The 23,757-nt window shown below is 72.4% G+C and carries 23 protein-coding genes; 12 read left to right on the top strand and 11 right to left on the bottom strand.

Features of this window, described 5'->3' with window-relative positions; all coding sequences use genetic code 11:
• The first annotated feature begins 3 nt into the window (after positions 1-3).
• Complete coding sequence (locus KM427_RS21975) at positions 4-732, top strand: hypothetical protein (protein ID WP_215525298.1); 729 nt, start codon at positions 4-6, stop codon at positions 730-732.
• 332 nt (positions 733-1,064) lie between these two features.
• On the opposite strand, the gene cas6e is transcribed toward KM427_RS21975, so the two are convergent.
• The 9 genes from cas6e to KM427_RS21930 all read right to left on the bottom strand — a co-directional run bounded on the left by cas6e (position 1,065) and on the right by KM427_RS21930 (position 10,899).
• Entirely contained in the window at positions 1,065-1,715 is a 651-nt protein-coding gene (gene cas6e / locus KM427_RS21970; protein ID WP_183591915.1) for a type I-E CRISPR-associated protein Cas6/Cse3/CasE, read from the bottom strand.
• Complete coding sequence (gene cas5e, locus KM427_RS21965; RefSeq protein WP_215525297.1) at positions 1,715-2,419, bottom strand: type I-E CRISPR-associated protein Cas5/CasD; 705 nt, start codon at positions 2,417-2,419, stop codon at positions 1,715-1,717. The genes cas6e and cas5e overlap by 1 nt, the downstream gene beginning before the upstream one ends.
• Positions 2,416-3,546 carry a type I-E CRISPR-associated protein Cas7/Cse4/CasC gene (gene cas7e / locus KM427_RS21960; protein ID WP_215525296.1) on the bottom strand — a complete coding sequence of 377 codons (1,131 nt, stop codon included), beginning with the start codon at positions 3,544-3,546 and terminating at the stop codon, positions 2,416-2,418. Before cas7e ends, cas5e begins: the two co-directional genes overlap by 4 nt.
• The gene (gene casB / locus KM427_RS21955; protein ID WP_215525295.1) at positions 3,543-4,157 is read right to left on the bottom strand and encodes a type I-E CRISPR-associated protein Cse2/CasB; all 615 of its coding nucleotides are present in this window, start codon (positions 4,155-4,157) and stop codon (positions 3,543-3,545) included. Before casB ends, cas7e begins: the two co-directional genes overlap by 4 nt.
• Positions 4,154-5,764, bottom strand: a complete 1,611-nt coding sequence (casA, locus tag KM427_RS21950; protein ID WP_215525294.1) for a type I-E CRISPR-associated protein Cse1/CasA — start codon at positions 5,762-5,764, stop codon at positions 4,154-4,156. Before casA ends, casB begins: the two co-directional genes overlap by 4 nt.
• Before the next feature lie 231 nt (positions 5,765-5,995).
• Positions 5,996-7,636 (bottom strand): DNA repair helicase XPB, encoded by a 1,641-nt coding sequence (locus tag KM427_RS21945; protein WP_215525293.1) that lies wholly within the window; start codon positions 7,634-7,636, stop codon positions 5,996-5,998.
• A gap of 30 nt (positions 7,637-7,666) precedes the next feature.
• Positions 7,667-8,071, bottom strand: coding sequence for a VOC family protein (locus KM427_RS21940; RefSeq protein ID WP_215525292.1), 405 nt, complete (start codon positions 8,069-8,071; stop codon positions 7,667-7,669).
• A gap of 22 nt (positions 8,072-8,093) precedes the next feature.
• Entirely contained in the window at positions 8,094-8,618 is a 525-nt protein-coding gene (locus tag KM427_RS21935; protein ID WP_215525291.1) for a CGNR zinc finger domain-containing protein, read from the bottom strand.
• Between the two features lie 7 nt (positions 8,619-8,625).
• Positions 8,626-10,899 (bottom strand): helicase C-terminal domain-containing protein, encoded by a 2,274-nt coding sequence (locus KM427_RS21930; protein ID WP_215525290.1) that lies wholly within the window; start codon positions 10,897-10,899, stop codon positions 8,626-8,628.
• A gap of 39 nt (positions 10,900-10,938) precedes the next feature.
• On the opposite strand from KM427_RS21930, the gene KM427_RS21925 reads away from it, so the two are divergent.
• The 6 genes from KM427_RS21925 to KM427_RS25770 all read left to right on the top strand — a co-directional run bounded on the left by KM427_RS21925 (position 10,939) and on the right by KM427_RS25770 (position 17,003).
• Positions 10,939-11,901: an FHA domain-containing protein gene (locus KM427_RS21925; RefSeq protein ID WP_215525289.1), complete on the top strand. Its 963-nt coding sequence runs from the start codon at positions 10,939-10,941 to the stop codon at positions 11,899-11,901.
• On the top strand, positions 11,898-12,803 hold the full coding sequence (locus KM427_RS21920) for an RDD family protein (RefSeq protein ID WP_215525288.1): 906 nt from the start codon (positions 11,898-11,900) through the stop codon (positions 12,801-12,803). Before KM427_RS21925 ends, KM427_RS21920 begins: the two co-directional genes overlap by 4 nt.
• Positions 12,804-12,849: 46 nt before the next feature.
• Positions 12,850-13,263 (top strand): SRPBCC family protein, encoded by a 414-nt coding sequence (locus KM427_RS21915; RefSeq protein WP_183591904.1) that lies wholly within the window; start codon positions 12,850-12,852, stop codon positions 13,261-13,263.
• Positions 13,264-13,319: 56 nt separating this feature from the next.
• Entirely contained in the window at positions 13,320-14,936 is a 1,617-nt protein-coding gene (locus tag KM427_RS21910; RefSeq protein WP_215525287.1) for an AMP-binding protein, read from the top strand.
• A 200-nt stretch (positions 14,937-15,136) separates the two neighbouring features.
• The gene (larE, locus tag KM427_RS21905; RefSeq protein WP_215525286.1) at positions 15,137-16,552 is read left to right on the top strand and encodes an ATP-dependent sacrificial sulfur transferase LarE; all 1,416 of its coding nucleotides are present in this window, start codon (positions 15,137-15,139) and stop codon (positions 16,550-16,552) included.
• Between the two features lie 55 nt (positions 16,553-16,607).
• Positions 16,608-17,003, top strand: a complete 396-nt coding sequence (locus tag KM427_RS25770; RefSeq protein WP_183591902.1) for a cold-shock protein — start codon at positions 16,608-16,610, stop codon at positions 17,001-17,003.
• A gap of 8 nt (positions 17,004-17,011) precedes the next feature.
• Here the strand turns inward: KM427_RS25770 and KM427_RS21895 are convergent, their stop codons facing one another.
• The gene (locus tag KM427_RS21895; protein WP_183591901.1) at positions 17,012-18,373 is read right to left on the bottom strand and encodes an MFS transporter; all 1,362 of its coding nucleotides are present in this window, start codon (positions 18,371-18,373) and stop codon (positions 17,012-17,014) included.
• 69 nt (positions 18,374-18,442) lie between these two features.
• On the opposite strand from KM427_RS21895, the gene KM427_RS21890 reads away from it, so the two are divergent.
• Positions 18,443-19,219: a DUF3027 domain-containing protein gene (locus KM427_RS21890; RefSeq protein WP_252274752.1), complete on the top strand. Its 777-nt coding sequence runs from the start codon at positions 18,443-18,445 to the stop codon at positions 19,217-19,219.
• 4 nt (positions 19,220-19,223) lie between these two features.
• On the opposite strand, the gene KM427_RS21885 is transcribed toward KM427_RS21890, so the two are convergent.
• Positions 19,224-19,493 (bottom strand): DUF2530 domain-containing protein, encoded by a 270-nt coding sequence (locus tag KM427_RS21885; RefSeq protein ID WP_252274749.1) that lies wholly within the window; start codon positions 19,491-19,493, stop codon positions 19,224-19,226.
• A gap of 49 nt (positions 19,494-19,542) precedes the next feature.
• On the opposite strand from KM427_RS21885, the gene KM427_RS21880 reads away from it, so the two are divergent.
• The 4 genes from KM427_RS21880 to rpsL all read left to right on the top strand — a co-directional run bounded on the left by KM427_RS21880 (position 19,543) and on the right by rpsL (position 23,757).
• Positions 19,543-21,000 carry an NCS2 family permease gene (locus KM427_RS21880; RefSeq protein WP_252274747.1) on the top strand — a complete coding sequence of 486 codons (1,458 nt, stop codon included), beginning with the start codon at positions 19,543-19,545 and terminating at the stop codon, positions 20,998-21,000.
• A 375-nt stretch (positions 21,001-21,375) separates the two neighbouring features.
• Entirely contained in the window at positions 21,376-21,825 is a 450-nt protein-coding gene (locus KM427_RS21875) for a MarR family winged helix-turn-helix transcriptional regulator (protein ID WP_246389997.1), read from the top strand.
• Positions 21,826-21,837: 12 nt separating this feature from the next.
• Complete coding sequence (locus KM427_RS21870) at positions 21,838-23,226, top strand: MFS transporter (RefSeq protein ID WP_215525284.1); 1,389 nt, start codon at positions 21,838-21,840, stop codon at positions 23,224-23,226.
• 156 nt (positions 23,227-23,382) lie between these two features.
• Entirely contained in the window at positions 23,383-23,757 is a 375-nt protein-coding gene (gene rpsL / locus KM427_RS21865) for a 30S ribosomal protein S12 (RefSeq protein ID WP_011757353.1), read from the top strand.

Here is a 23,757-nt window from a genome sequence, read left to right as displayed (position 1 = left end):
CCGGTGACTCCGGACCGCGACTCCTTCCTTGCCCTCGCGCGCAGCTCGCCGTGGCGATGGACGACGCTGCACTTCGTGCACCGCCCCGGCTATCCGGGCGCCTGTGAGGCATGGGTACGACGTCCCGGTGACCTGCTGGTGCGCGAAGCCGATGGTCGCGAGCAGCGCGTGTCCGGCCTGCCGTACACGCGAGGCGACCTGGTGGCGGTCTCCGCCGAGCCGGGGGCTGTTCCGCCGGCGCCGCCGCAGCCGATGCTCCCGCACCTCGCCGCGCCGGTGCTGCGGCCGGACGGGCTGGTCGCCGAGCGACCTCCCTCGTGGCAGGTGGACTACGACGACCCGATGTACGGCAACTACGGCTGGGTGGCGATGCTCGACCCGGTCGAGCTGAGCGACCACGTCGACGTGGCGAACCTGCGCGTCGACGAGGTCGCCGGGCGTCCCGTCTGGCGAGCCGACCTGCGCGCGCTGCCCGGCTATCAGCCCCGCTGCGGCGGCAACTGCTGCGAGCTGCTCTACAGCGAGGCGGGGCTGATGTCCGACTTCGAGGGGCCGGACGAGGTTCCGGAGAAGTGGCGTGGACGTTCCTATCCCGACCACTACGACGTCGCCCTCGACGTGCAAACCGGGATCGTCGTGCGCTGCCTGCCTGTCGGCGGCTCCGACGATGCGTCGTGGCTCGAGAACGACATCGTCGACGTCGACACCGACCTCGACGACCTCTTCGCCTAGGCCGGCCTGCTCGATCCCCGCTCAGCAGGGAGCATTCGCCGTCTCGATCGTCGAGTCCGCCGAATATCGGCTCATCCCCGCTGGCGCGAGGAGCGCACGTCCATAGTCCAACATGTTGGGTGAATCTTGTCATGTCAACGCGCGGGTCCTGGGCCGACGGCCTCGTTCATGACGAGTGAACAGGCCGGCGCATCCCCGCAGCCGCGGGGAGTACTTCATGGTCGACGACAGATCGCGGCGCCGACGGGTTCATCCCCGCGCGTGCGGGGAGCGAGGCCGGTCTCCGGGCATCCCAGCAGGAAGCCAGGGGGCATCCTCGCCTGAGATCGGCCTCACGGCGGCGCCAGGGTCAGCAACCCGCAGCCGTAGGCCTTGGCCCGTCCGAGGCCATGGCCGAGCGAGTGCTTCAGCGCGTCAACGTCCGTGACCTCCAGAGCGCCATCGAAGGTGGCGACCGAGACGGTCACGGTGCGCTCGGTGCCGTCCGTACGCCGTGCGAAGCTGAGTCGCCGACGCGAGGTGACGTCGGCGGAGGTCGTAGTGAATCCCCAGCCCGACGAACGATCGGTCAGCCACTGCTCCTGCTGGTCGACCGTGACGTGACCGAGGCGCTTGCCACGCTGGCCGGGGATGGCCACGTTGTGGACGGGGTTCGCCGTCAGCCGGAACCGCCACTGCTGCCCGACGGCCAGCCGGTCGAGCAGTCGATCCAGGGTGGCGGTCTGCCAGGTCGACTCCGACACGGGCCAGCCGGCCTGCTCGACGACGGCGGTCAGGTCGGGCCGCGCCGGGCTGCTGATGTAGAGGAGCGTGTGTGCCCGGGGGTCCGCGTCCACCCGCCACAGCACGCGTCCGCCGCCGGTCTCGACCTCGGAGTCCGGCGGGAAGGAGCCCAGGACCGCCGCGTGCATGCGCTGCGGCGACGAGAGCAACTGCCGCGTGCCGCGCCGAGCCGGGTTGAGGAACATCCGGGTGAGGTACATCAGGCCCCTCCGAGGGCGGCCATGAAGTCGGGCTCGTCGCGACCCAGGTCGTTCGCCATCTCGACGGGGGCGAGGCGGAGTACGTCGCGCCAGCCGTACTCCCGGCGTACCGGATCGAAGCTGAGCGGCACATCGCGCGTCGTCTCCGCGTCGGGAGTGCCGGGCGGAGCATCGACCAGCAGGTCCAGGTGGACCGTCCTGCCCTGCCGGCTGCGGTACCACGGGCGGGCCAGCCAGGGCTCGGAGCGAAGCGCCTCGTCGAGGGTGGTGTCCCGCAGGCCCAGCGACACCTCGGCGTCCGCGGGCGGGCAGGCACGTCGGCCGAGGTAGAGCGGGAAGGTCGGCGTCCGGAGCGCTTGATCCAGGCCGTGCAGGAGCACGGCGTCGCCCTCGACGCCCGCGACGAACGCCGCGTCGGCCAGGTAGTAGCGATAGGAGAGCGGCATCGGCGCCGGCTTGCGGCCGGTACGCCGGATCGCGGTCTGGAAGTCGCGCACGAGCCGGCCGCGCTGGTCGACGCGGACCCCGAACCGCAGGGCGGCGAGGTCCTCGATCGGGTCGGTGCGTCGGCGGCCCTGCGCGGCCGCGAGCAGCCCGATCACGCCGCTCTTCGTCGGCTCGCGGCGGGTGTGCCGGCGCACGAACCGGCTGGTGTCGCCCCACGCCTGCAGCGGTCCGTCCAGCCGGATCAGGAGCGCGGTCACGAGGAACCCCCGAGCGCCTCGACGGCGTGGTCGCGCAGCCTGGCGCCGAGCGTCTCGAGGTCGACGGGCTCGCCCACGCCGGTGAGCGCGTTGCCGGCGTCGGTCGTGCCGGCGACGACGAAGCCGGCGACCGGGGTGCCGGCGAGCTGCTCGACCTCGCCCGCTCGTCGAGCCAGTGCGCGCGCGGACAGCGTCGAGATCGCGGCCGTGTCGTCGGGCCTGATCGGCAGTTCGAACGCCCCGACGAGGTTGACCGGACGACGGTCCCGCACCTGGGCGACGACCGCGTCGGGGAGGGTGCTGTGCGCGAAGCTGTTCTGCTTGCCGGTCGGCAGGCTGACGACGAACGACCTCGCGAACGCCTCGACGGCGCGGCCGGCGACCTGGGCGTCGCCGAGGTTCTCCATCAGCTGGGTGAGATCGATGGTGGCGTAGCGGTAGAGGGTGCTGGAGTTGAACTCGATCACGCCGATCATCCCGGCGCCGGCGTCCTCGTCGTCCTTGCTGGTCTTGTCGTCGACGGCGGTGTAGTAGTCGTACTCCGGCTCGACGACGTGGGTGCTGATCGCGTGGGCCACCTGCACCGAGGCGTCGACGTTCAACGACGTGTCGTCGGCGACCATGCGTCCGAAGAGCGCGACCTCGATGCCATGGTCGCTGTCGATGGCCGTCTTGGCCGCGGCCTTGTCCACCCCGTCGTCGCCGGCATCGACCGCGAGCCGGGCGAGTCGGTCCAGCTGCTGGTTGCTGACGAACAGCAGGTACTCCGAGAGGTCGAACGGACTGGCCGCCGCATCCTTCTTCGTGCGGGCGGCCTTGAACTTCACGCCGGCGGCGGTCATCACGCCCTTCGCGTGCGCGATGGCGCCGGCCTGGGTGAGGCTGTCGTCGAGCTTGCGGATGCGTTCCACGAGCTCCTCGATGATCCGGCGGGTGCGCACGCCCCGCTCGTCCGGCGACAGGTAGCAGCCGAAGTCGTTGCGGGTCGCCCGCTTCCACGCCTGCGAGCTCACCCGGGCCCGCGGGACGCCTCCGAAGATCGCGGTCTTGGGCCGGCCGGTGTCGTCGCGGTTCATGTTGCTCGACGGGACCGTCTGCAGGACGTGGATGTCGATGAACGTGCTCATGCGGGGTCTCCTGGTGTCGGCTGGGTCTCGGGGGACCGAGGTCGGTAGAAGTCACGGCTCCAACGCATCCGCACACCGCGCAGTCCGGCGGGGCTGTGCGCCGCCGCGAGGTCGCGGGCGAGCCGTGCGTAGTCCAGCGGTACGTCGTGCGTCCGGAGCAACGAGACGAAGCTGCGAAGGTGCTCGAGGAGCGGTACGACGGACGTCGCCCGGATCATGACCTGCAGCCGCCGCTCGACCCCCTGCGGGTTCGTGCGCGTGCGCAGCACCCCCGCGGCTCGGCCGACCGCATACTGCCCGCCACGCCGATGAGCGGCGGCGGAGCGACGCGACTGCTGGTGGAACGCGTAGAGCGCCAGCGACGCCGCGACCGCCAGTTCGGCGGGTGACGGCCCGTCCCCGCGGCCGGCCAGTTCGGTCGGGAAGCCGCGCTCGAACAGCTCGAAGGACTCGGGCGCCACCTCGCCACCATGCGGGAATGTCCGCCGGAGCCGAGCCAGGGTGGCGACGGCGTCGGCCCGGTCCGCTGAGTAGTCGTGCCACAGGCGCATCACCTGGCCGTGCACGAACTCCTCCAACGGGTCGTCGACCGCAGCGGTCTGCGTCGTCATGACACAGCTCCTTCCAGGGACGGGTGGGCGAGTGGCAGCGCCTTCTTGACATCGATGTGGAACCAGCTGGCCGCGGTCGCGCCGTTGATCGGTCGGCCGCTGTCGTCGGTGCGACCGGCCCAGGCTGTCGGGGCGGCCCCGTCCAACAGCTCGTGGCCCAGCGTGGAGACCACCTGACGGACGCGGATCTGCCAGGCCGTGCGTGCGTCGTTCCGCGAGGTGTCGGCCCGCAGTCCGGCGATCCACCGGCGGAAGTCCGGGTCGAGAGCGGCGTAGCCCTGCTCGCGCGCATCGTCGCGGCTGACGCCGGCCAGCTCCCGGCCGCCGCCGGAGGCGCGCACGAGGTCGGCCGCCAGCTGGCCCAGAGCCCGGACGGCGGCGTCGGCGTCGTCCACGCCCGCCACGGCGATGCCGGTGAGGTCCTCGTCGGTCAGCACCGCCAGGCGGAGGTTCAGCGCGTCGTCGGCGATGTCGGCGATGACGGCGCTCTGCACGCCGTACTCCATGCCGATCGTGTGCAGCCGGAGTGGGTGGTCGGCTGCCAGATGACCCGCCGACCGGAGCTCTGCGAGCCATTCGAGCCAGCCGCCGGCGCGCGTGCGAGCCGCGCTGTCGTCCCGCGCGAGCAGCGCGGAGAGGCCGCGCCACACCGCCCGATCGGGTCGGTGTGTCCGCGGCATGTACACCGGAGTGGGGCTCTGGGTGGTCTTGGTCTGCGCCTCGCTGAAGCGCCAGCTCGTCATCGGCTCGGTCTCGACCAGGCCGCGCGCGTGCAGGGGATCGCCGTTCGCGATGAGTACGCCGGTCGCGCGCTGGCCGTCGTGCCCGAGCCGGATCCGGCGGCTCTGCCAGGTGAGCAGGTCCGCCGGCCCGGCCGGGAGCTCGTGGCCGACCTCGACGCCCGGTCCCTGTGGTGGTCGCTCCCAGACCGGGAGGTCGACCTCGGCCGGAGGCAGCGTGCGCATCCCCTGCAGGTTGAGCATCAGCGTCTCGAAGAGGCTGCGCCCCTCGGCGACGACCAGGCCGAGCCACCCGCACCAGGCGATGCCGATCGGGTAGCCCTTGCCGTTCTTCACCCGCTCGTCGCCGACGGCGCCGGACTTGATGCCGCTCGCGTCGTACGCCTGGCAGTGCACGATCCACCGGGCGGCCTCGGCGAAGGACATCGACCGCAGCTCGTCACCTGCTCGCGTCGTGAAGTACTGGTGGCCGGCCGGGATGTCGGGGATCAGCCGTGCGAGCTCGGTCAGCTCGCCCTTCGCCGTGCGCAGCTCGGCCACCTGGTAGAACGGCGTGGTCGGGTGGAGCAGGTCGAACCGGTCCCGATGGCCGTTGAGGTAGTCCCGCACGCGATCGATGTCGAAGCGACCGGCGTCCCAGAGCCGTGCCCACTCCCGCGGTGAGCGGACCTCCGGATAGCTGCGACGGAGCACGGCCAGCAGCAGCCGCTGCATGGCAGCGTCCTGGGTCGGGACCTCGCCGGCGAGCCCGGCGAGGTCCGGCGCCGTGCCGAGCACGTCGGCGAGCGCGTGGTCGGCGACGGAGCCGTCCAGTGCCCGCGCCCGGATCCAGGGCCGGGTCACCAGATCGAATCCCGCTGACGTCACCCGGCGAGCGTCACGTACCGTGAGTCCGCGGGCAAGGTTCTGTGGCGGGTTCTCTCCTTTTCTGTTCAAGACTTGTGATCGCGCAAACAAGAACCGATCGACCCCGCGTCCGCAGGGAGCATGTCCACGCTCGGCGGACGTTGTCCCCGTTTCGCGGATCAACCCCGCTGGCGCGGGGCTGACACAGCGTATCGGCGCATCTCAGGACCCCGGTCGCCCGCGGAGCGACGATCACGCCCCGACGTCCTCCGCATCGACGATCCGGTACGCGTACCCCTGCTCGGCGAGGAAGCGCTGCCGGTTCGCGGCGAAGTCGGCGTCGACGGTGTCGCGGGAGACGATCGTGTAGAAGTGCGCGGTCTTGCCCTCCGACTTCGGGCGCAGCAGCCGGCCGAGGCGCTGGGCCTCCTCCTGTCGCGAGCCGAACGAGCCGGAGACCTGGATCGCGACCTCGGCGGAGGGCAGGTCGATCGAGAAGTTCGCGACCTTGGAGACCACCAGCAGCCCGACCTCGCCGGACCGGAAGGCGTCGAAGAGCCGCTGCCGCTCGCGAACCGTCGTCTCGCCCTTGATCACGGGGGCGTCCAGGGCGGCGGCGAGCTCGTCGAGCTGGTCGATGTACTGCCCGATCACCAGCGTCGGCTGGCCCGGATGGGAGCGCACCAGTGACTCCACGACCGAGATCTTGTGGTGCGTGCACGACGCGAGCCGGTAGCGCTCCTCGGGCTCGGCGGTCGCGTAGGCCAGGCGCTCGCTGGTCGGCAGGGTCACCCGCACCTCGACGCAGTCGGCCGGCGCGATCCAGCCCTGCGACTCGATGTCCTTCCACGGGGCGTCGTACCGCTTCGGCCCGATCAGCGAGAACACGTCGCCCTCGCGGCCGTCCTCGCGCACCAGCGTCGCGGTCAGGCCGAGCCGGCGCCGCGCCTGCAGGTCGGCGGTCATCCGGAAGATCGGCGCAGGCAGCAGGTGCACCTCGTCGTACACGATCAGGCCCCAGTCGCGCGCGTCGAGCAGCTCGAGGTGCGGGTAGACGCCCTTCCGCTTGGTCGTCAGCACCTGGTACGTCGCGATGGTGACCGGCCGGATCTCCTTGACCGCGCCGGAGTACTCGCCGATCTCGTCCTCCGTGAGCGAGGTACGCCGCACCAACTCGTCCTTCCACTGCCGCGCGGAGACCGTGTTGGTGACCAGGATCAGCGTGGTCGCCTGTGCCTCGGCCATCGCCGCAGCGCCGACCAGGGTCTTGCCGGCGCCGCAGGGGAGCACGACCACGCCGGAGCCGCCGTGCCAGAAGGACTCCGCCGCCTCGCGCTGGTAGGTGCGCAGCGACCAGTCGACCTCCGAGAGGGCGATCGGGTGCGCCTCGCCGTCGACGTAGCCCGCGAAGTCCTCGGCCGGCCAGCCCAGCTTGAGCAGTGCCTGCTTGAGGTTGCCGCGCTCGGAGCCGTGCACGACCACGCTGTCGTCGTCGATGCGGGCGCCGAGCATGCCCGCGATCTTCTTGGCGCGCAGCACCTCCTCGAGCACCGGTCGGTCGGTCGACGACAGCACCAGCCCGTGGGTGGGGTGCTTCTCCAGGCGCAGCCGCCCGTAGCGGGCCATCGTCTCGGCGACGTCGACGAGCAGCGCGTGCGGGACGGCGTACCGGCTGTAGGTCAGCAGGGTGTCGACGACCTGCTCGGCGTCGTGGCCGGCGGCGCGGGCGTTCCAGAGGCCGAGCGGCGTGAGCCGGTAGGTGTGCACGTGCTCGGGCGACCGCTCGAGCTCCGCGAACGGCGCGATCGCCTTGCGGCAGTCGTCGGCCAGCTCGTGGTCGACCTCGAGGAGGAGCGTCTTGTCGGACTGGACGATCAGGGGACCATCGTGCACTCAGGAGATCCTACGGAACCGGCGAAGGATTCAGCTGTACAGGCAGAACGGGTGGCCGTCGGGGTCGAGCATCACCCGCACGTTGTCCTGGGGCTGGAACTCGGCCGGCGTCGCCCCGAGCTCGACCGCATGCTGGTAGGCGGACGCGAGATCCTGCACCTCGAAGTCCAGGTGCAGCTGCTGTTGCGGCCGTTCCGCCGTCGAGGGCCAGGTCGGCCGGACGTGCTGCTCGCTGAGGTGGAACCCGAGGTACGCCACGCCGTCGGGTGCCCGCAGTGTCACCCAGTCGGGGGCGTCGTCGGCGACCTCCCACTCCAGCAGGGTTGCGTAGAACCGGGCCAGTGCCCCGGGCGCCGGGGAGTCCAGGACCACGCCCCAGTAGTCCTTGCGGGCGTCGCGGTCCGGGTTGGTGTCGTGCGTGATCCGTCCTCTCATGGACCGACGCTACGTCGGACGGCTAGGTCTGCGCGACGGCCCGCCGGCGGGCGCGGTACGCCGCGACGTTGGCCCGCGACGAGCACCGGTCGGAGCAGTAGCGCCGCGACCGGTTGGGCGAGGCGTCCACGAAGACGTTGGTGCACGGCGCCGACGAGCAGACCCCGAGCCGGTCCGCCCCGAGGTCGCACACGAGCATGGCGAGGCCGAGGATCGACTCGCCGACGAGCTGCTCGGCGACGCCGACCCCGGTCGCGACGTGCAGGTGCAGGCCCTGGCCGTCGTGGTCGGAGAGCTGCGGGGTGATGGGGTGCCGGGCGAGCAGCGCGTTCAGTCCGTCGGTGACCCCGGCGACGTCGCCGGCGGTGCCCGCGTCGAAGACGGGCCGCAGCTCGCGCTGGAGGCGGCGCAGCAGTATGCAGTCGCGGTCGGTCGCGCGCTCCTGGAGCCGCGGCCGGTCGTGGAGGCACGCCGTCAGGCCGCCGACCTCCGACAGGTCGGCGTTGAGCAGCGAGGCCGCGGCCTCGGCGTACCGGATGAAGTCCACGTTTCAATCATACGGCGCTGCGGGGCACCTCCCGGACCGTCGTGATCCGGTGTACGGCGAAGGTGCGGATGTCGTCGCTGCGGTGGTCGTACGCCGTGAGCGTCCCGCCGTCGAGCGACTCCGGCTCGATGAGACGGTCGGTGCTCGCGCCCTGGTTGTCGACGTACCCGATCACCACCGCCGCCCGGGTCTCGATCGCCTCCCGCAGCGCCGCCATCGAGCCGCTCGGCGAGAGCCGGTCGGCCGGTGCGGCCGGTCGGGTCGACTCGGCGCGGTCGCCCGCGCGGATCGCGCTCACGACCTGGCCCGCGTGCGCGGACTCGCGGACGGCGCGCTGCGCCCGGCCGCGGTACTCCTTCGGGGTCCGGGCCCGGAGCAGGTCGGGGCGCGCGACGTGCACGGTGCCGTCGGGCGACTCGACGACGGGTGCGATCCCGAGGTCGCGCAGGCGCGGCAGCAGCACGTCGATCGGGGTGTCGCTGACCACCACGGTCGGCGCCAGTCGGCGCAGCCCGAGGGAGGCGGCCTTCGGGTGGTGCAGCAGCTCGGTCAGCGCGGCCTCGTCGTCGGTCCGCAGGAACGCCTCGGCGTGCCCCACCCGCACCGTGCCGAACGTGCGGGCGGTGTCGTCGACGAGGTAGGTCAGCGGCTGGGGGACCGGCGTCCGCGACACCGACGCGACGAACTCGTGCACCTCGACGGCCGTCCAGCCGGTGTCGAGCGCGCGGCGTACCGACCCCGGTGTGAAGCGGTAGACGGTGGCGCCGCCGCGCGACTCCACGTCGGCGACCAGCTGCAGCCTCCGTGCCAGCTGCGACTCGAGCGGTCCGGGCGCGACCGCGGTCAGGTCGGCCTGGAGCAGCACGTGGTCGACCGGATCGGGCAGCAGCCCGGCGAGGGCGGCGGTGGCCTCGGACCGGTCGCCGGCGAGCAGCGGACGGGCGTACGACGCGAGCCCGCCCAGGGCCGCGAGGCCGAGCGCGGTCGCCTCGTCGACCGCCCACACCACCTGGTCGGCGCGGGTGCGGGGACGCCGAGGGCGCCGCCACTCCACCCGCTGCACGAGCGACGGCACGCCGGTGCCGGACGCCAGCACGGTGCCGGGCGGCAGCTCCGCCAGCACGTCGAGCGTCAGCCCTCGGGTCTCGGCCTGGTGGATGCCGGCGAGCTCGGGGGCCAGGGCGTTCCACACCTTGCCCGCGGTGTCGCGGGAGCCGACCAGCCCCGGCAGCCGCGGGCTCTCGAGCCAGGCGACGACCAGCGCGAGCCAGCGCTCGGCGGTCGGCTTGGCCGTCCAGGTGTCGAACGCGTCGGTCGGGATCCACCGCGGGTCGCCGTTCGGCCCGGCGGCGGTCGAGAGCAGCCCGGCCGCCTGCGCGACCTCGACGAGCAACGCCGCCGCGGGCTCATCGACGTGCAGGTCCGTCGCCAGCGCGCGCAGGTCGCGCACGCCCAGCCCGCCGCTGCGCAGCGCCGCCGGCGGGTGCGAGCCCCACTGGTCGAGCAGCAGCTCCACGCGACGCACGGCCTCGAACGCCGCGCCCGCGGCGGCCCGGTCCACCAGCGCCGGGTCGCGCTCGGAGGTCGCGAGCGCGGGCGGCTCGCCGACGTCGTACGTCGTGGTGCGGCCGCCGCGCAGCGCGCGGCCGACCTCGCCGGGCAGCACGACGGAGCCGCCGCTGCGGGGGACCAGCAGGCGGTGGGCGAGCAGCTCCTCGGCGGGGTTGGCCGCCTCCTCGGGCAGCACGGTCTGGCGCGCGTTGCCGGAGGTGGCGGTGCCGCCCGAGTCGAGGACGTGTTCCAGGAGCTGTCGGGCCTGGGGCGAGAGCCGGTCCAGACGGCGCTCGATCTCGGCGGCCGGAAGCGGGTCGGTGGAGACCGGCCGGAGCCCGCTTACCCCGGGGGAGCCCGGCGTCAGCGCCTCCGCCACGGTGCTGAGCGCGCGCAGGCCCTGCGGACTCTCCCAGGCCAGCGCCAGATCGACCAGCCGGGCGCTCGCCGTCCGCACGTCCTCCGGCGCCGCCGCCACGGCGTCCACCAGCTCCTCGACGCTGGTTTGACCCAGGACGACGAGGGCATCAAGCACACAGAGCTCGAACCGGTTCAGCTGGTCGAGCGCGCGCAGGACGGAGGACCGGGTGGCCGCACGAGACGCGAGCTGGCCGGAGTCGTGAGGGGCGGGAGTGGCGAGATCGGGTCGTTCGTGGAGCAGACGGGAGAGCCGCTCGTCCGGCCAGCCGCGGAGCTGGTCGGCGAGGGTGCGGTACGCCGTCGTGGACATCCCTCCCACGCTACCGGGCCGGCCGCAGGGGCCGAGCCGGTGAGCGGCGTCGACGCGATGACCTGGTCGTTCGTCCGGGGCGACTGGTTCGGGGTCTTCGGCCCGCGTGCGATCGTCGCGCTGCCGCCGGCCGAGCGGACCCGGGCGGCCGCGCTCTGGGAGCTGGTCGACGCGGGGGCGGGCTTCGACGAGACGCTCGACGCGCTGGTCTCCGGCGGGCTGCGCGCGCTGTCCGGCTTCGTGCTGATCGGCGAGGACGACGGCGCGACCCGGGTGCTGGTCCGCGGCGCCGTCCGCGCCCACCTGGCCAGCGGCGACGAGGTCGTCCACGTCGAGGGCGAGCCCGGGCTCACCTGGGTCGAGCGCCGGGTGCCGGGCGTGGCCCGGATCCGGATCGAGGTCGGCCCGGCGCCGGACGCCGCGGCCGAGCCGGTCGACGGCGGGCTGATCGACACGGGCCTGGTCCGGATCGCCGGCGCCGAGCACCCGCCGGCGCAGCCGGAGCCGCCGCTCGCGACGCAGCCGGTGGCGGTGGTCGGGGACGACCACGACGGGCTGACCCGGCACCCCGTCGCCGACCCCGTCGAGCTGCTCCGGCCGACCGGGCCGGGCATCCCCGGCCAGCCGCCCGCACCGCCGGTGACCGCCCGCCCGGTGGCCCGACTGGTGCTGCCCGACGGCGAGACCGTCGACGTCGACCGCGCGGTGCTGATCGGCCGGGCACCCGAGCCGGCCCGGTCGACGACCGACGACGCGCCGCGGCTGGTCTCGGTCGTCAGTCCGCACCAGGAGGTCTCCGCCACCCACCTCGAGATCCGCCCCGGCTCCGGGGCCGACCACGGCGCGGCGGTGGCCACCGACCTCGGCTCCACCAACGGCACCGTGGTCGTCCAGCCCGGCCTCCCGCCGGAGGACCTGCGTCCGGGCGTCACCGTCCAGCTCGTCCCCGGAGCGCTCGTCGATCTGGGCGACGGGGTCAGCATCCGGGTCGTCGGGACATGACCGGGTCGCCCGCGGCCGATCTCGACCGCCGGCTCTACGCGTTCGCGGTCGACCGCGGGCTCGCGTGGGCGGTCGCCGCCGCGGCGGCCGTCCTCCTCGTGCGCGCGCTCGGACCCGACCGCGTCCGGCTCGCGGTGGTCGCGGCCCTGGCCGTGGCGCTGCTGGTCGGCGGCGTCCTGGCCGTGGTCCTCGGCCGGACCGGGTCCACCCCGGGCAACGCGCTCGCCGCGACCCGGGTGGTCGCCGAGGGCAGCGGTACGCCGATCGGCGTACCTGCCGCCCTGCTCCGCCAGCTGGTGCTGGGCCTCGCGGCGCTCCCGACCCTCGGGTTCGGGGTCGCCACGCTCGCCGCGACGGCGGCGACGGACCCCTCCGGGCGACGGCGCGGCTGGCACGACCGCCTGGTCGGCTCGGTCGTCGTCGACGTCCGGCCCGAGCCACCGGAACCACCGCGGGTCGAGGCCGGGCCCGAGCACGTCGTCAACCTCACCGCGCTCCGCCTGGTGCCGGTGCCGGTCGGGCCGCCGGCTCCGCGGCGGGCCGCACCCGAGGCGGAGGTGCCGATGCCGCCGCGCTGGCGGATCGGCTTCGACTCCGGCGAGACGGTCGTGGTCGAGGGCCTCGTGCTCGTGGGTCGCCGGCCCGAGCCGCGGGCCGGCGAGCAGGTCGGTCGCCTGGTGCCGCTGCCGTCGGAGGACATGTCGCTCTCCAAGACCCACGCCCAGCTCCAGGTCGCCGCCGACGGCGCCCTCGTCGTGATGGACCGCGGCTCGACCACCGGCTCGATCCTGATCCGCCAGGGCGTGCCGCGCGGGCTGCCGTCCGGCCGGGCGGCGACCCTCGTCGACGGCGACCGGGTCCGCTTCGGCGACCGGGAGATGAGCGTGGCCCGAGACCGATGAGCCGGCCCCTCCCCGCGAGCCCCGAAACGTTCTACATTGACTTGTCATGACCTTCGAGTACGAGCACTCCGTCACCACGACTGCGAGCCCGGCCGAGGTCTGGGCGCTCTGGAGCGATGTGGGCAGTTGGCATCGCTGGGATCCGGCGGTCGAGCGGGTGGCGCTGGAGGGCCACTTCGCCGAGGGTGCCGCCGGCACGATCTGTCTCTCGGGCGGCGTCGAGGCGTCGTTCATGCTCGAGATCGTCGAGCCGCAGGCCCGTTATCTCGACCGGCTCACCATCGGCGACCTCGTCGTCCGCGTCGACCACCAGGTGAGCGCCGTCGACGACGGGCGCTCCGAGGTGCTGGTCCGGACGACGGTCGAGGGGAACGGCGCCGTCGACCTCGGCCCGATGGTCACCGGCGACACCTCGAAGGCGCTCGAGGCCCTGGTCGGTCTGGCCGAGAAGCGATCCTGACGACCCGCGGCCCGCAGGCAACGCCGAGCCAACGTCGCCCGGCGTAGGTTCGCGTCATGGAGTCCTACGCCGCCGGAGACCCCCACCCGCCGCTGCTCGAGGAGACCATCGGCGCCAACTTCGAGCGCACCGTCGCCGCCCATCCCGCCGGCGAGGCCCTGGTCGAGGTCGCGAGCGGTCGGCGCTGGACCTGGTCGGAGCTGGACCGCGACGTCGACGACGTCGCCCGCGGCCTGGTCGCGGCCGGGCTCGAGAAGGGCGACCGGCTCGGCGTGTGGGCGCCCAACTGCGCCGAGTGGACGATCGTGCAGTACGCCACGGCCAAGCTCGGCGTGATCCTGGTCAACGTCAACCCGGCGTACCGCACCCACGAGTTCTCGTACGCCGTCAACCAGTCCGGGTTGCGGATGCTGGTCGCGGCGTCGAGCTTCAAGACCAGCGACTACCGCGCGATGGTCGAGGAGACCGCCGACCAGACCCCGACCCTGCAGCGGGTCGTCTATCTCGACACCGACGACTGGGCGCAGCTGGTCGAGTCCGGCCGGGTGCTGCCCGAGGGCGTCGTGGCCGAGCGGCTGGCCGCGACCGCGCCCGACGACCCGATCAACATCCAGTACACGTCGGGCACCACCGGGTATCCCAAGGGTGCGACGCTCAGCCACCGCAACATCCTCAACAACGGCTACGTCACCACCGAGCTGATCAGCTTCACCGAGCAGGACCGGCTGTGCATCCCGGTGCCCTTCTACCACTGCTTCGGCATGGTGATGGGCAACCTCGGCTGCACCAGCCACGGCGCGACGATGGTGATCCCGGCGCCCGGCTTCGACCCGCAGATCACGCTGCGCACGATCGCGGCCGAGCGCTGCACCGGCGTGTACGGCGTGCCGACGATGTTCATCGCGATGCAGAACCACCCCACGTTCGCCGACCACGACCTCTCGTCGCTGCGCACGGGCATCATGGCCGGATCGATCTGCCCGGTCGAGGTGATGAAGCGCTGCGTCGAGGAGATGCACATGGCGGAGGTGTCGATCGCCTACGGCATGACCGAGACCAGCCCCGTGTCCTGCCAGACCCGCGTCGACGACGACCTCGAGCGGCGTACCGCCACCATCGGCCGGGTCCACCCGCACGTCGAGATCAAGGTCGTGGACCCGGTCTCCGGTGCGACCCTCGAGCGCGGCGAGCCGGGCGAGCTGTGCACCCGCGGCTACTCCGTGATGCTGGGCTACTGGCAGGACGAGGAGAGGACCCATCAGGCGATCGACGCCGACGGCTGGATGCACACCGGCGACCTGGCGGTGATGCGCGACGACGGCTACTGCAACATCGTCGGCCGGATCAAGGACATGGTCATCCGCGGCGGCGAGAACGTCTACCCGCGCGAGATCGAGGAGTTCCTCTACCAGCACCCCGACGTCGAGGACGTCCAGGTGATCGGCGTCCCCGACGAGAAGTACGGCGAGGAGCTCTGCGCCTGGATCAAGCTCAAGGACGGCGCCGCCCCGCTCGACGCCGCCGCCGTCCGCGCCTACGCCACCGGCAAGCTCGCCCACTACAAGATCCCGCGCTACGTGCTGCTCGTCGAGGAGTTCCCGATGACGGTGACCGGCAAGATCCGCAAGGTGCAGATGCGGGAGGAGTCCGCGCAGCAGCTCGGCCTCGGCTGACCCGGGGTGGTTTCGAGCCGGTCGCCGCGCAACCTCCTCAGCTGCCCCCACGGTGGTCGCGAGACCGTCGCTGCGCAACCTCCTCAGCTGCCCCCACGGTGGTCTTGAGACCGTCGCTGCGCAACCTCCTCAGCTGCCCCCACGGTGGTTGAGGAAGGCGCGCTAGCGCCTGTCTCGAAACCACCTCCTAGGCTGGACTCATGCCCGATCAGATCGTCGTGGGATTCGACCTCGACATGACGCTGATCGACACCGCGCCGGGCTTCTGCGACGTGCTCGCCGTGCTGGGCGCCGAGCTCGGTGTCGACTTCCCGGTGGCGGAGATGACCAGCAAGCTCGGTCCGCCGCTCGACCTGCTGTTCGAGCCCTACCTCGAAGCCGACGCGATCGCCGCCGCCGGGGACCGGTTCCGGGCGCTCTACCCCGACCACGCGATCACGGGCACGCCGGCGCTCGGTGGTGCGCACGAGGCGCTCGCCGCGGTACGCCGCCACGGTGGCCGGGTCGTGGTGGTCACCGGCAAGTACGCCCCCAACGCCCAGCTGCACCTCGACCACCTCGCGCTCGACCACGACCTGCTGGAGGGCTGGGTGTGGGGCGTCGGCAAGGCCGACGTGCTGCGCCGCGAGGGCGCGATGGTCTACGTCGGCGACCACGTGCACGACGTCGAGGGCGCGCTGGCCGCCGGCGTGCTCAGCGTCTCGGTGCTCACCGGCGGCTGCACCCGCGCGGAGCTGGAGGCCGCCGGCACCCACGCGGTGCTGGACAGCCTCGCCGACTTCCCGGCCTGGCTCGACGAGCATCTGCTCGGCCTTCGGCTGGCGGCGCTCGAGGCCGACCTCCGCGCGCGCGGGTCGGTGCTGGTCGCCTACAGCGGGGGAGCCGACAGCGCCTTCCTGCTGGCCGCCGCGGTCCGGGCCCTGGGCGCCGACAACGTCGCCGCCGCGACCGGCTACTCCCACTCGCTGCCGATGTCCGAGCGCGACCCCGCGCGCGAGTTCGCGGCCGGCCTGGGCGTCGAGGTGCTCACCCCGCGCACCCGCGAGATCGAGCGCGAGGGCTACCGCGCCAACGGCGCCGACCGCTGCTACTTCTGCAAGGCCGAGCTGCTCGACGTGCTGACGCCGATCGCGGCCGAGCACCATTTCGCCCACGTGGCCACCGGCACCAACGCCGACGACGCGGTTGCCGGCTTCCGCCCCGGTATCCGCGCCGCCGACGAGCGCGGCGCGATCGCTCCGCTGCGCGACGCGGGGCTGACCAAGGCCCAGATCCGGGCCGCCTCGCGCGCCTGGGGGCTGCCCACCTGGGACAAGCCCGCCGCCGCCTGCCTCTCCTCCCGGATCGCCTACGGCGTGGAGGTCACCCCGCACCGGCTCGGCCGCGTGGAGCGGGCCGAGGTGGCCGTCCGTGCGGCGCTCGCCGACCGCGGGCTGGTCAATCTCCGGGTCCGCGACCTCGGCGACCGCGCCTCCGTCGAGATCGACGCCGCGCTGCTGCCGCTCGACCCGGCGACCCGGGCGGGAGTCCTCGACGCCGTCCGCGGATCGGGGTTCGGCGAGGCGGTGGTCGACCGCCGCGGATTCCGTTCGGGTTCGATGAACGAGGCCCTATAGGCTGTGCCGTCCGGCACAGCCGGCGTATCGGTACGAGCAAGAAGAGGTCAGATCCGTGCCCACTGGCAAGGTGAAGTGGTTCGACGCCGAGAAGGGCTTCGGCTTCCTGTCGCAGGAGGACGGGCCCGATGTCTACGTGCGTGCCGAGGCGCTGCCCGAGGGCATCACCTCGCTGAAGGCCGGCACCCGGGTCGAGTTCGGCATCGCCCAGGGCCGCCGCGGCGACCAGGCGCTCCAGGTCCGGATCCTCGACCGCCAGCAGTCGGTCGCCCGCGGCCAGCGCGAGGCCAAGCGCAAGAAGCCCGAGGAGATGGTCCCGATCGTCGAGGACCTGATCCGGCTGCTCGACGGCGTCGGCGAGGCCTACCGCCACGGCCGGCACCCCGACCCGCGTACGGCGCGGCCGGTCGCCAAGCTGCTCCGCGGCCTGGCCGACGAGCTCGAGGCCTAGGACGCCGGTCAGTTCCCGGTGCGCACCACGCGCGACGACCGCTTCGGGTGTCGCGTGAACACGAAGACCCCCCACGCGGCGAGCACGGCGATCGCCACCCCCAGGCCCAGCCGGGGCGGGTCGATCGGCATCGCGATGCCGACGAAGCCCCCGATCACCCACGCCAGCTGCAGGGTGGTGTCGCTGCGCGCGAACGCGCTGGCCTGCACCCGGTGGGGCACGTCGCGCTGGATGGTCGCGTCGAGGGAGAACTTCGCCAGCGCCTGGCCGAGTCCGGCCACCAGGCCGAGCAGCGCCAGCGCGAGCACGCCGTAGAAGAGGAAGCCGAACACCACGACCGCGATGTCGGCGACCAGCACGGCCGAGACGGTGATCGCCGGGTTGATCTTCTTCAGCACGGACGCGGCGACGACGCCCAGGAAGTTGCCGGTCGCGGCGCCGCCGACGACGAGCGCGGTGAGGAGCTCGACGCTCCACCCGTCGATCGGGTTCTGCCGCAGCTGGAAGGCCATGAACATGATCAGGAAGCCCGACATCCACCGCGGCCCGCAGTTGGCGCGCAGCGCGTAGGCCACCGCCGGCGGGATCCGCACGCTGCCGGTGCGGGCCTTGTCCGCGTCGCCGCGCAGCAGCAGGTCGCCCTCACCCTCGCTGGAGTCGACCCGCTTCGGCAGCCGGATCGCGCCGATGGTGGCGGCCACGAAGAGCAGGAAGGCGTAGCGCAGCACCCACTCCGGGCCCGCGAGCGAGGCCAGGCCCGCGATCGGCGCCGAGACGGCCACGCCGACGATGCCGGACATCGACACGCGCCCGTTGGCCTTGACCAGCGTGAAGTCCTGCGGGAGCAGTCGAGGCACGGCGGCGGCCCGCGTCACGCCGTACGCCTTGGACGCGACCAGCACCCCGAGCGCGGCGGGGAACAGCCACGCCGACTCGGTCACGACCGCGCCCGCGAGCACCCAGCACAGGAACGCCCGGATCGCCATCGTCGCGCCGACCGCCCAGCGCCGGCCGTGGGCGAACCGGTCGAGGAACGGCCCGATCAGCGGCGCCACGATCGCGAACGGCAGCATCGTGAGCCCGAGGAAGAGCGCGACCTGCCCGCGCGCCTCGCCCGACGGCACCGTGAAGAACAGCGTGCCGGCCAGGGCGATCGCGACCGCCGCGTCGCCGGCGGTGTTGAAGAAGTGCATCTGGATGAGCCGGGACAGCCCCGACTCGCCCGCGCCCTGTGCGTCGGCCGCCCGCTTCGCCGTGCGCATCGTGGCGCGGCCGGCCCGGCCGGCGCCCCGTGCGGTGGCGCCGAGTCCACGAGCGACCCGGGAGCCGCGCTGCTCGTCGGTCGACGAGTCGGGGTGCGGGGCGTTCATGCCCCCATCCTGCCCGGTGCTACCAGCCCCGACCTGACATCGACATCGCCCATGGGCCATGATTTCGTTGTGATCACCGTCGCTCGCCCCAAGCCCGACTCCGCCACCGTGGCGGCCGTCGACGCGGCCAGGGCCGCCCTCGAGGCGGAGGTCGGCGCCGCCGACGTGGGCGCGCACCTCGGCCACGTGGTCGAGGGTGACCGCGTGGTCACCCACCTGTTCGCCTGCGAGCGGTCTGGGTACGTCGGCTGGCAGTGGTCGGTCACGCTCGTCCGGGCCAGCCGGCAGAAGGACGTCACGGTCGACGAGGTCGTCCTGGTGCCCGGCGAGGGCGCGATCGTCGCGCCGTCCTGGGTGCCCTACCGCGAGCGGATCAAGCCGGGCGACCTCTCGCCCGGCGACCTGCTCCCGGTCGACGACGACGACCCGCGGCTGGTCCCGACGTACTCCTACGGCGACGACCCGCTCGACGCCGACGACAAGGCGCAGATCCGCCAGGTCGCCCAGGACCTCGGCCTCGGCCGGGTCCGCACGCTCTCCCCGGAGGGTCGCGAGCTGGCCGCGCAGCGGTGGTACGACGGCGACAGCGGCCCCGACGCGCCGCTGGCCCGGTCCGCCCCGGACCACTGCACGACGTGCGGGTTCCTGCTCCGCATCGCCGGGCCGCTGTCGGAGACCTTCGGCGTGTGCGCCAACGGCGACGCCAACGACGACGGCCGGATCGTCACCTTCGACCACGGCTGCGGCGCCCACTCCGAGGTGCGGCTCGCCAAGAAGCACGAGCCGAAGCCGCTGCCCGAGCCGGTGTTCGACACGCTGACCCCGACCGAGATCGAGAGCTTCTAGGCCACTAGTCCCGTCGCTTGCGCCGGCGGCGACAGTACTCCAGCCCGATCAGGCCGAGGCCGAGACCGGCCATGCAGGTCCACAGCCACCACAGCCGGCCGGACTCCTCCAGCCGTCCGTAGAACGGCAGCAGGGCCACGAACGCGACCAGCCAGAGCGCCGAGCCCACCTCGACCGTCCGCACCCCGTCGACGTCCATCGGCTCGACGTCGGCGATGAAGTAGGTGCGGTTGCCGATCTCGTGCTGCATCGGCTGGTCGTCCTGCGGCTCCACGGCGGACACGGTAGTCGACCGTCCGCAGGGTCTGCGATGCTTGCCCTCCGTGAGCAACCAGACCACGACAGCCTCGGGTGGCGTCGACCGCTTCTTCAAGATCTCCGAGCGTGGCTCGACCGTCGGCCGCGAGGTCCGCGGCGGCATCGTCACGTTCTTCACGATGGCCTACATCATCGTGCTCAACCCACTGATCCTCGGGTTCGCCCTGGACTCCGACGGTGAGGTGCTCGGCGGCGGGACCGTCCCCAACCTGGCGATGATCGCGGCCGGCACGTCGCTGGTCGCCGGGCTGATGACGATCCTGATGGGCGTCGTCGCCAACTATCCGATGGCGCTGGCCACCGGCCTCGGGCTGAACGCGTTCGTGGCGTTCTCCATCGCCAGCCAGATGACCTGGGCCGACGCGATGGGCCTGGTGGTGATCGAGGGCATGGTGATCCTCGTGCTGGTGCTCACCGGCTTCCGGGAGGCGGTCTTCCACGCCGTACCGGCGCAGCTGAAGATCGCGATCTCGGTCGGCATCGGCCTCTTCATCGCGCTGATCGGCTTCGTCGACGCCGGCTTCGTGCACCGCATCCCCGACGCCGCCAACACGACCGTCCCGGTCCAGCTCGGTGCCACCGGGCAGCTCGCCGGCTGGCCGGTGCTGGTGTTCGCGATCGGCCTCGCCCTCGTCATCGTGCTGTGGGTGACCCGCGTCCGGGGCGCGATCCTGATCTCGATCGTGGCGACCACGATCCTCGCGATCGTGGTCGAGGCGATCGCCGACCTCGGCTCCTCGCAGGACAACCCGAAGGGCTGGAGCCTCAACGTGCCCGCGTGGCCCGACAAGGTCTTCGACACCCCCGACTTCGGCACGCTCGGCGAGTTCAGCCTGCTCGGCTCGTTCGAGAGCGTCGGCGTCGTGACCGCGCTGCTGCTGGTCTTCACGCTGCTGCTCGCCGACTTCTTCGACACCATGGGCACGATGACCGCGATCGGCGCCGAGGGCGGCCTCCTCCAGGAGGACGGCACCCCGCCGAACACCCGGCGGATCCTCGTGGTCGACTCGATCGCTGCGGCCGCCGGTGGTGCCGCGGGCGTCTCGTCGAACACGTCGTACATCGAGTCGGCCTCCGGCGTCGGCGAAGGTGCCCGGACCGGCCTGGCGTCGGTGGTGACCGGCGTGCTGTTCCTGATCTCGATCTTCGCCGCGCCGCTGGTGAACATCATCCCGTCCGAGGCGGCCGTCCCGGCCCTGGTCCTGGTCGGCTTCCTGATGATGCAGCAGGTCAAGGGCATCGACTGGGACGACCTCGAGATCGCGATCCCGGCCTTCCTCACGATCGTGCTGATGCCGTTCACGTACTCCATCACCGTCGGCATCGGCGCCGGCTTCCTCGCCTACGTGCTGATCAAGATCGCCCGCGGCAAGGTGTCCGGGATCCACCCGCTCCTGTGGGTGATCTCCGCCCTCTTCCTCGTCTACTTCTGCATCGACCCGATCACCAACTGGCTCAGCTAGTGGTTGAGGTGCTCCGAGCGAGGAACGAGCGAGGAGCCTCGAAACCCGGTGAGCTCGGAGTGGTCGGCAACCACTGACGGTCCGGGCAGGCAGGGGCGGACGCGGTGGTGGTTTCGAGGCTCAGGCGCTAGCGCGCCTTCGCGCCTCAACCACCGGGCTGGCTGGCGCTAGCGCGCCTTCGCGCCTCAACCACCGGGCTGGCTGGCGCTAGCGCGCCTTCGCGCCTCAACCACCGGGCTGGCTGGCGCTAGCGCGCCTTCGCGCCTCAACCACCGGGCTGGCTGGCGTCTAGCGCGCCTTCGCACCCCAACCACCGTGATCGGCGCCACCACACGGCCGGAATAGTTAGCAAGGGTAATGAGTTACGCTAACGATATGCCTACCGTGGAGAAGGTCGCGCGCAGCGACGCCGGGCTCGCAGCAGAGCTCCGGCTGTCGGTGATGCGGCTGCGTCGCCGGCTCGCCGGCGAGCGACACCCCGACAACGAGCTGAGCATCAACCAGATGGGGGTGCTCGGCGTACTCGCCCGCCGGGGCGCGCTGACCGTCGGCGAGCTCGCCGTCGCGGAGCGGGTGCAGCCGCCGTCGATGACCCGCACCGTCAACTGTCTCGAGGAGAGCGGGGACGTCGTCAAGCGGCCCCACGAGACCGACCGCCGCCAGATCGTGGTCGAGCTCTCCGAGCAGGGCCGCGGCCGGGTCCTCGCCGACCGCGACCGCCGCGACGCGTGGCTCGCCCAACGCCTCCGGGAGCTCAGTCCCGACGAGCGCGCCGTGCTCCGCCAGGCCGCCCCGATCCTCGACAAGCTCGCCCTGAAGGACTGACACCGACACCGAATGAGCCCCACCTTCCGCGCCCTCCGCATCCCGAACTACCGGCTGTACTTCGCCGGCAGCGTCGTCTCGAACGTCGGCACCTGGATGCAGCGAGTGGCCCAGGACTGGCTGGTGCTCCACCTCCCGGGCAACAGCGGTACCGAGCTCGGCATCACCACCGGGCTCCAGTTCCTCCCGGTGCTGCTGCTGAGCCCGTACGCCGGGGTCGTCGCCGACCGGGTCCCGAAGCGCCGGCTGCTCCAGGTAACCCAGGCGACGATGGCCCTCGCCTCCCTGCTGCTCGGCCTGGTCGCCGTCCTCGGGGTGGCGCAGACCTGGATGGTCTACGTCATCGCGTTCGTCTTCGGCATCGGCGCGGCCTTCGACGCGCCCGCCCGCCAGTCCTTCGTGTCCGAGATGGTCGGGCCCGACGACCTCACCAACGCGGTCGGCCTGAACTCGGCCGCCTTCAACGCCGCCCGGGTGCTCGGCCCGGCGCTGGCCGGCCTGATGATCGGCGCGCTCGGTGGCGGTGCGGAGGCCACCGGCTGGGTCATCCTCGTCAACGCGGTGTCTTACCTGGCGGTGATCGGCCAGCTCCAGCGGATGAACACCGCACGGCTGACCTCGCCCGAGCTGCGGGGGCGCTCGCCCGGCATGCTGATCGAGGGCGTGCGCTACGTCCGCAGCCAGCCGAAGATGGTGATGATCCTGATCATCGTGTTCTTCGCGGGCACCTTCGGCATGAACTTCCAGATCACCTCGGCGCTGATGGCCACCGACGTGTTCGACAAGGGTGCGGGGGAGTACGGCATCCTCGGCTCGGCCCTCGCGGTCGGCTCGCTGACCGGCGCACTGATGGCCGCGCGCCGGGTGCGGATCCCGTTGCGGCTGCTGGTCGGTGCGGCGCTCGCCTTCGGCGTGGCCGAGATCGTCGCCGGGCTGCTGCCGACGTACCTCGCGTTCGCGCTCTTCTGCCCCCTGATCGGGTTCTTCACCCTGACCATGCTCAACTCCGCGAACGCGACCATGCAGCTGGAGTCGCCGCCGGAGATCCGGGGCCGGGTGATGGCCTTCTACTTCACGATCGTGATGGGCGGTACGCCGATCGGCGCGCCGATCATCGGCTGGATCGGCCAGCACCTCGGCGCCCGCTGGACCTTCATCCTCGGCGGCGTGCTCACCATGGCCGGCGTGCTCCTGGCCGTGGCGGTCTACGCCCGCATGTCGGGTGGCCTGCGTACCGTTTTGACCGGGGTTGGGCACCCGAGTAACCTTTTTCCTCGTGTCTGGGACAACCAGGCCGTTGCGCGTGCCCGGAATCAGCGCGAGCTGACCCAGTCCGGGGGACAGGCCCCCGACGCGGGTACGGAAAGCCCCCTCGGCGAGACCCTCTCCAGGTCCCGCTGAGGAGTGGGGAAGGGCGACACGCCCGACCTCGGGGGTGAGTGCGGCGGGTTGAGCTTGCACCATCCCAGGTCACGGGCGGGTCGTGAGACCGGCCGAGAACGATCCGCGTGGGCAAGGCGCCCGCGTGTGGGAGCGAACAAGAAGGGGAACCACCCGGTGCCCACCATTCAGCAGCTGGTCCGCAAGGGCCGCCAGGACAAGGTGTCGAAGAACAAGACGCCTGCCCTGAAGGGGTCTCCGCAGCGCCGTGGCGTCTGCACCCGTGTCTACACCACCACCCCGAAGAAGCCGAACTCCGCCCTCCGCAAGGTCGCCCGTGTGCGCCTGTCGAGCGGCGTCGAGGTCACGGCGTACATCCCGGGCGTGGGCCACAACCTCCAGGAGCACTCGATCGTGCTCGTCCGCGGCGGCCGGGTGAAGGACCTTCCCGGTGTCCGCTACAAGATCATCCGCGGCACGCTGGACACCCAGGGCGTGAAGAACCGCAAGCAGGCTCGCAGCCGCTACGGCGCCAAGAAGGAGAAGAGCTGA

Origin of the sequence: Nocardioides sp. LMS-CY, from assembly GCF_018732145.1 — a bacterium.
Lineage (GTDB): Bacteria > Actinomycetota > Actinomycetes > Propionibacteriales > Nocardioidaceae > Nocardioides > Nocardioides soli.
The sequence above is the reverse complement of the archived record's forward strand: the minus strand, read 5'-3'. Positions and strand labels throughout refer to the sequence as shown.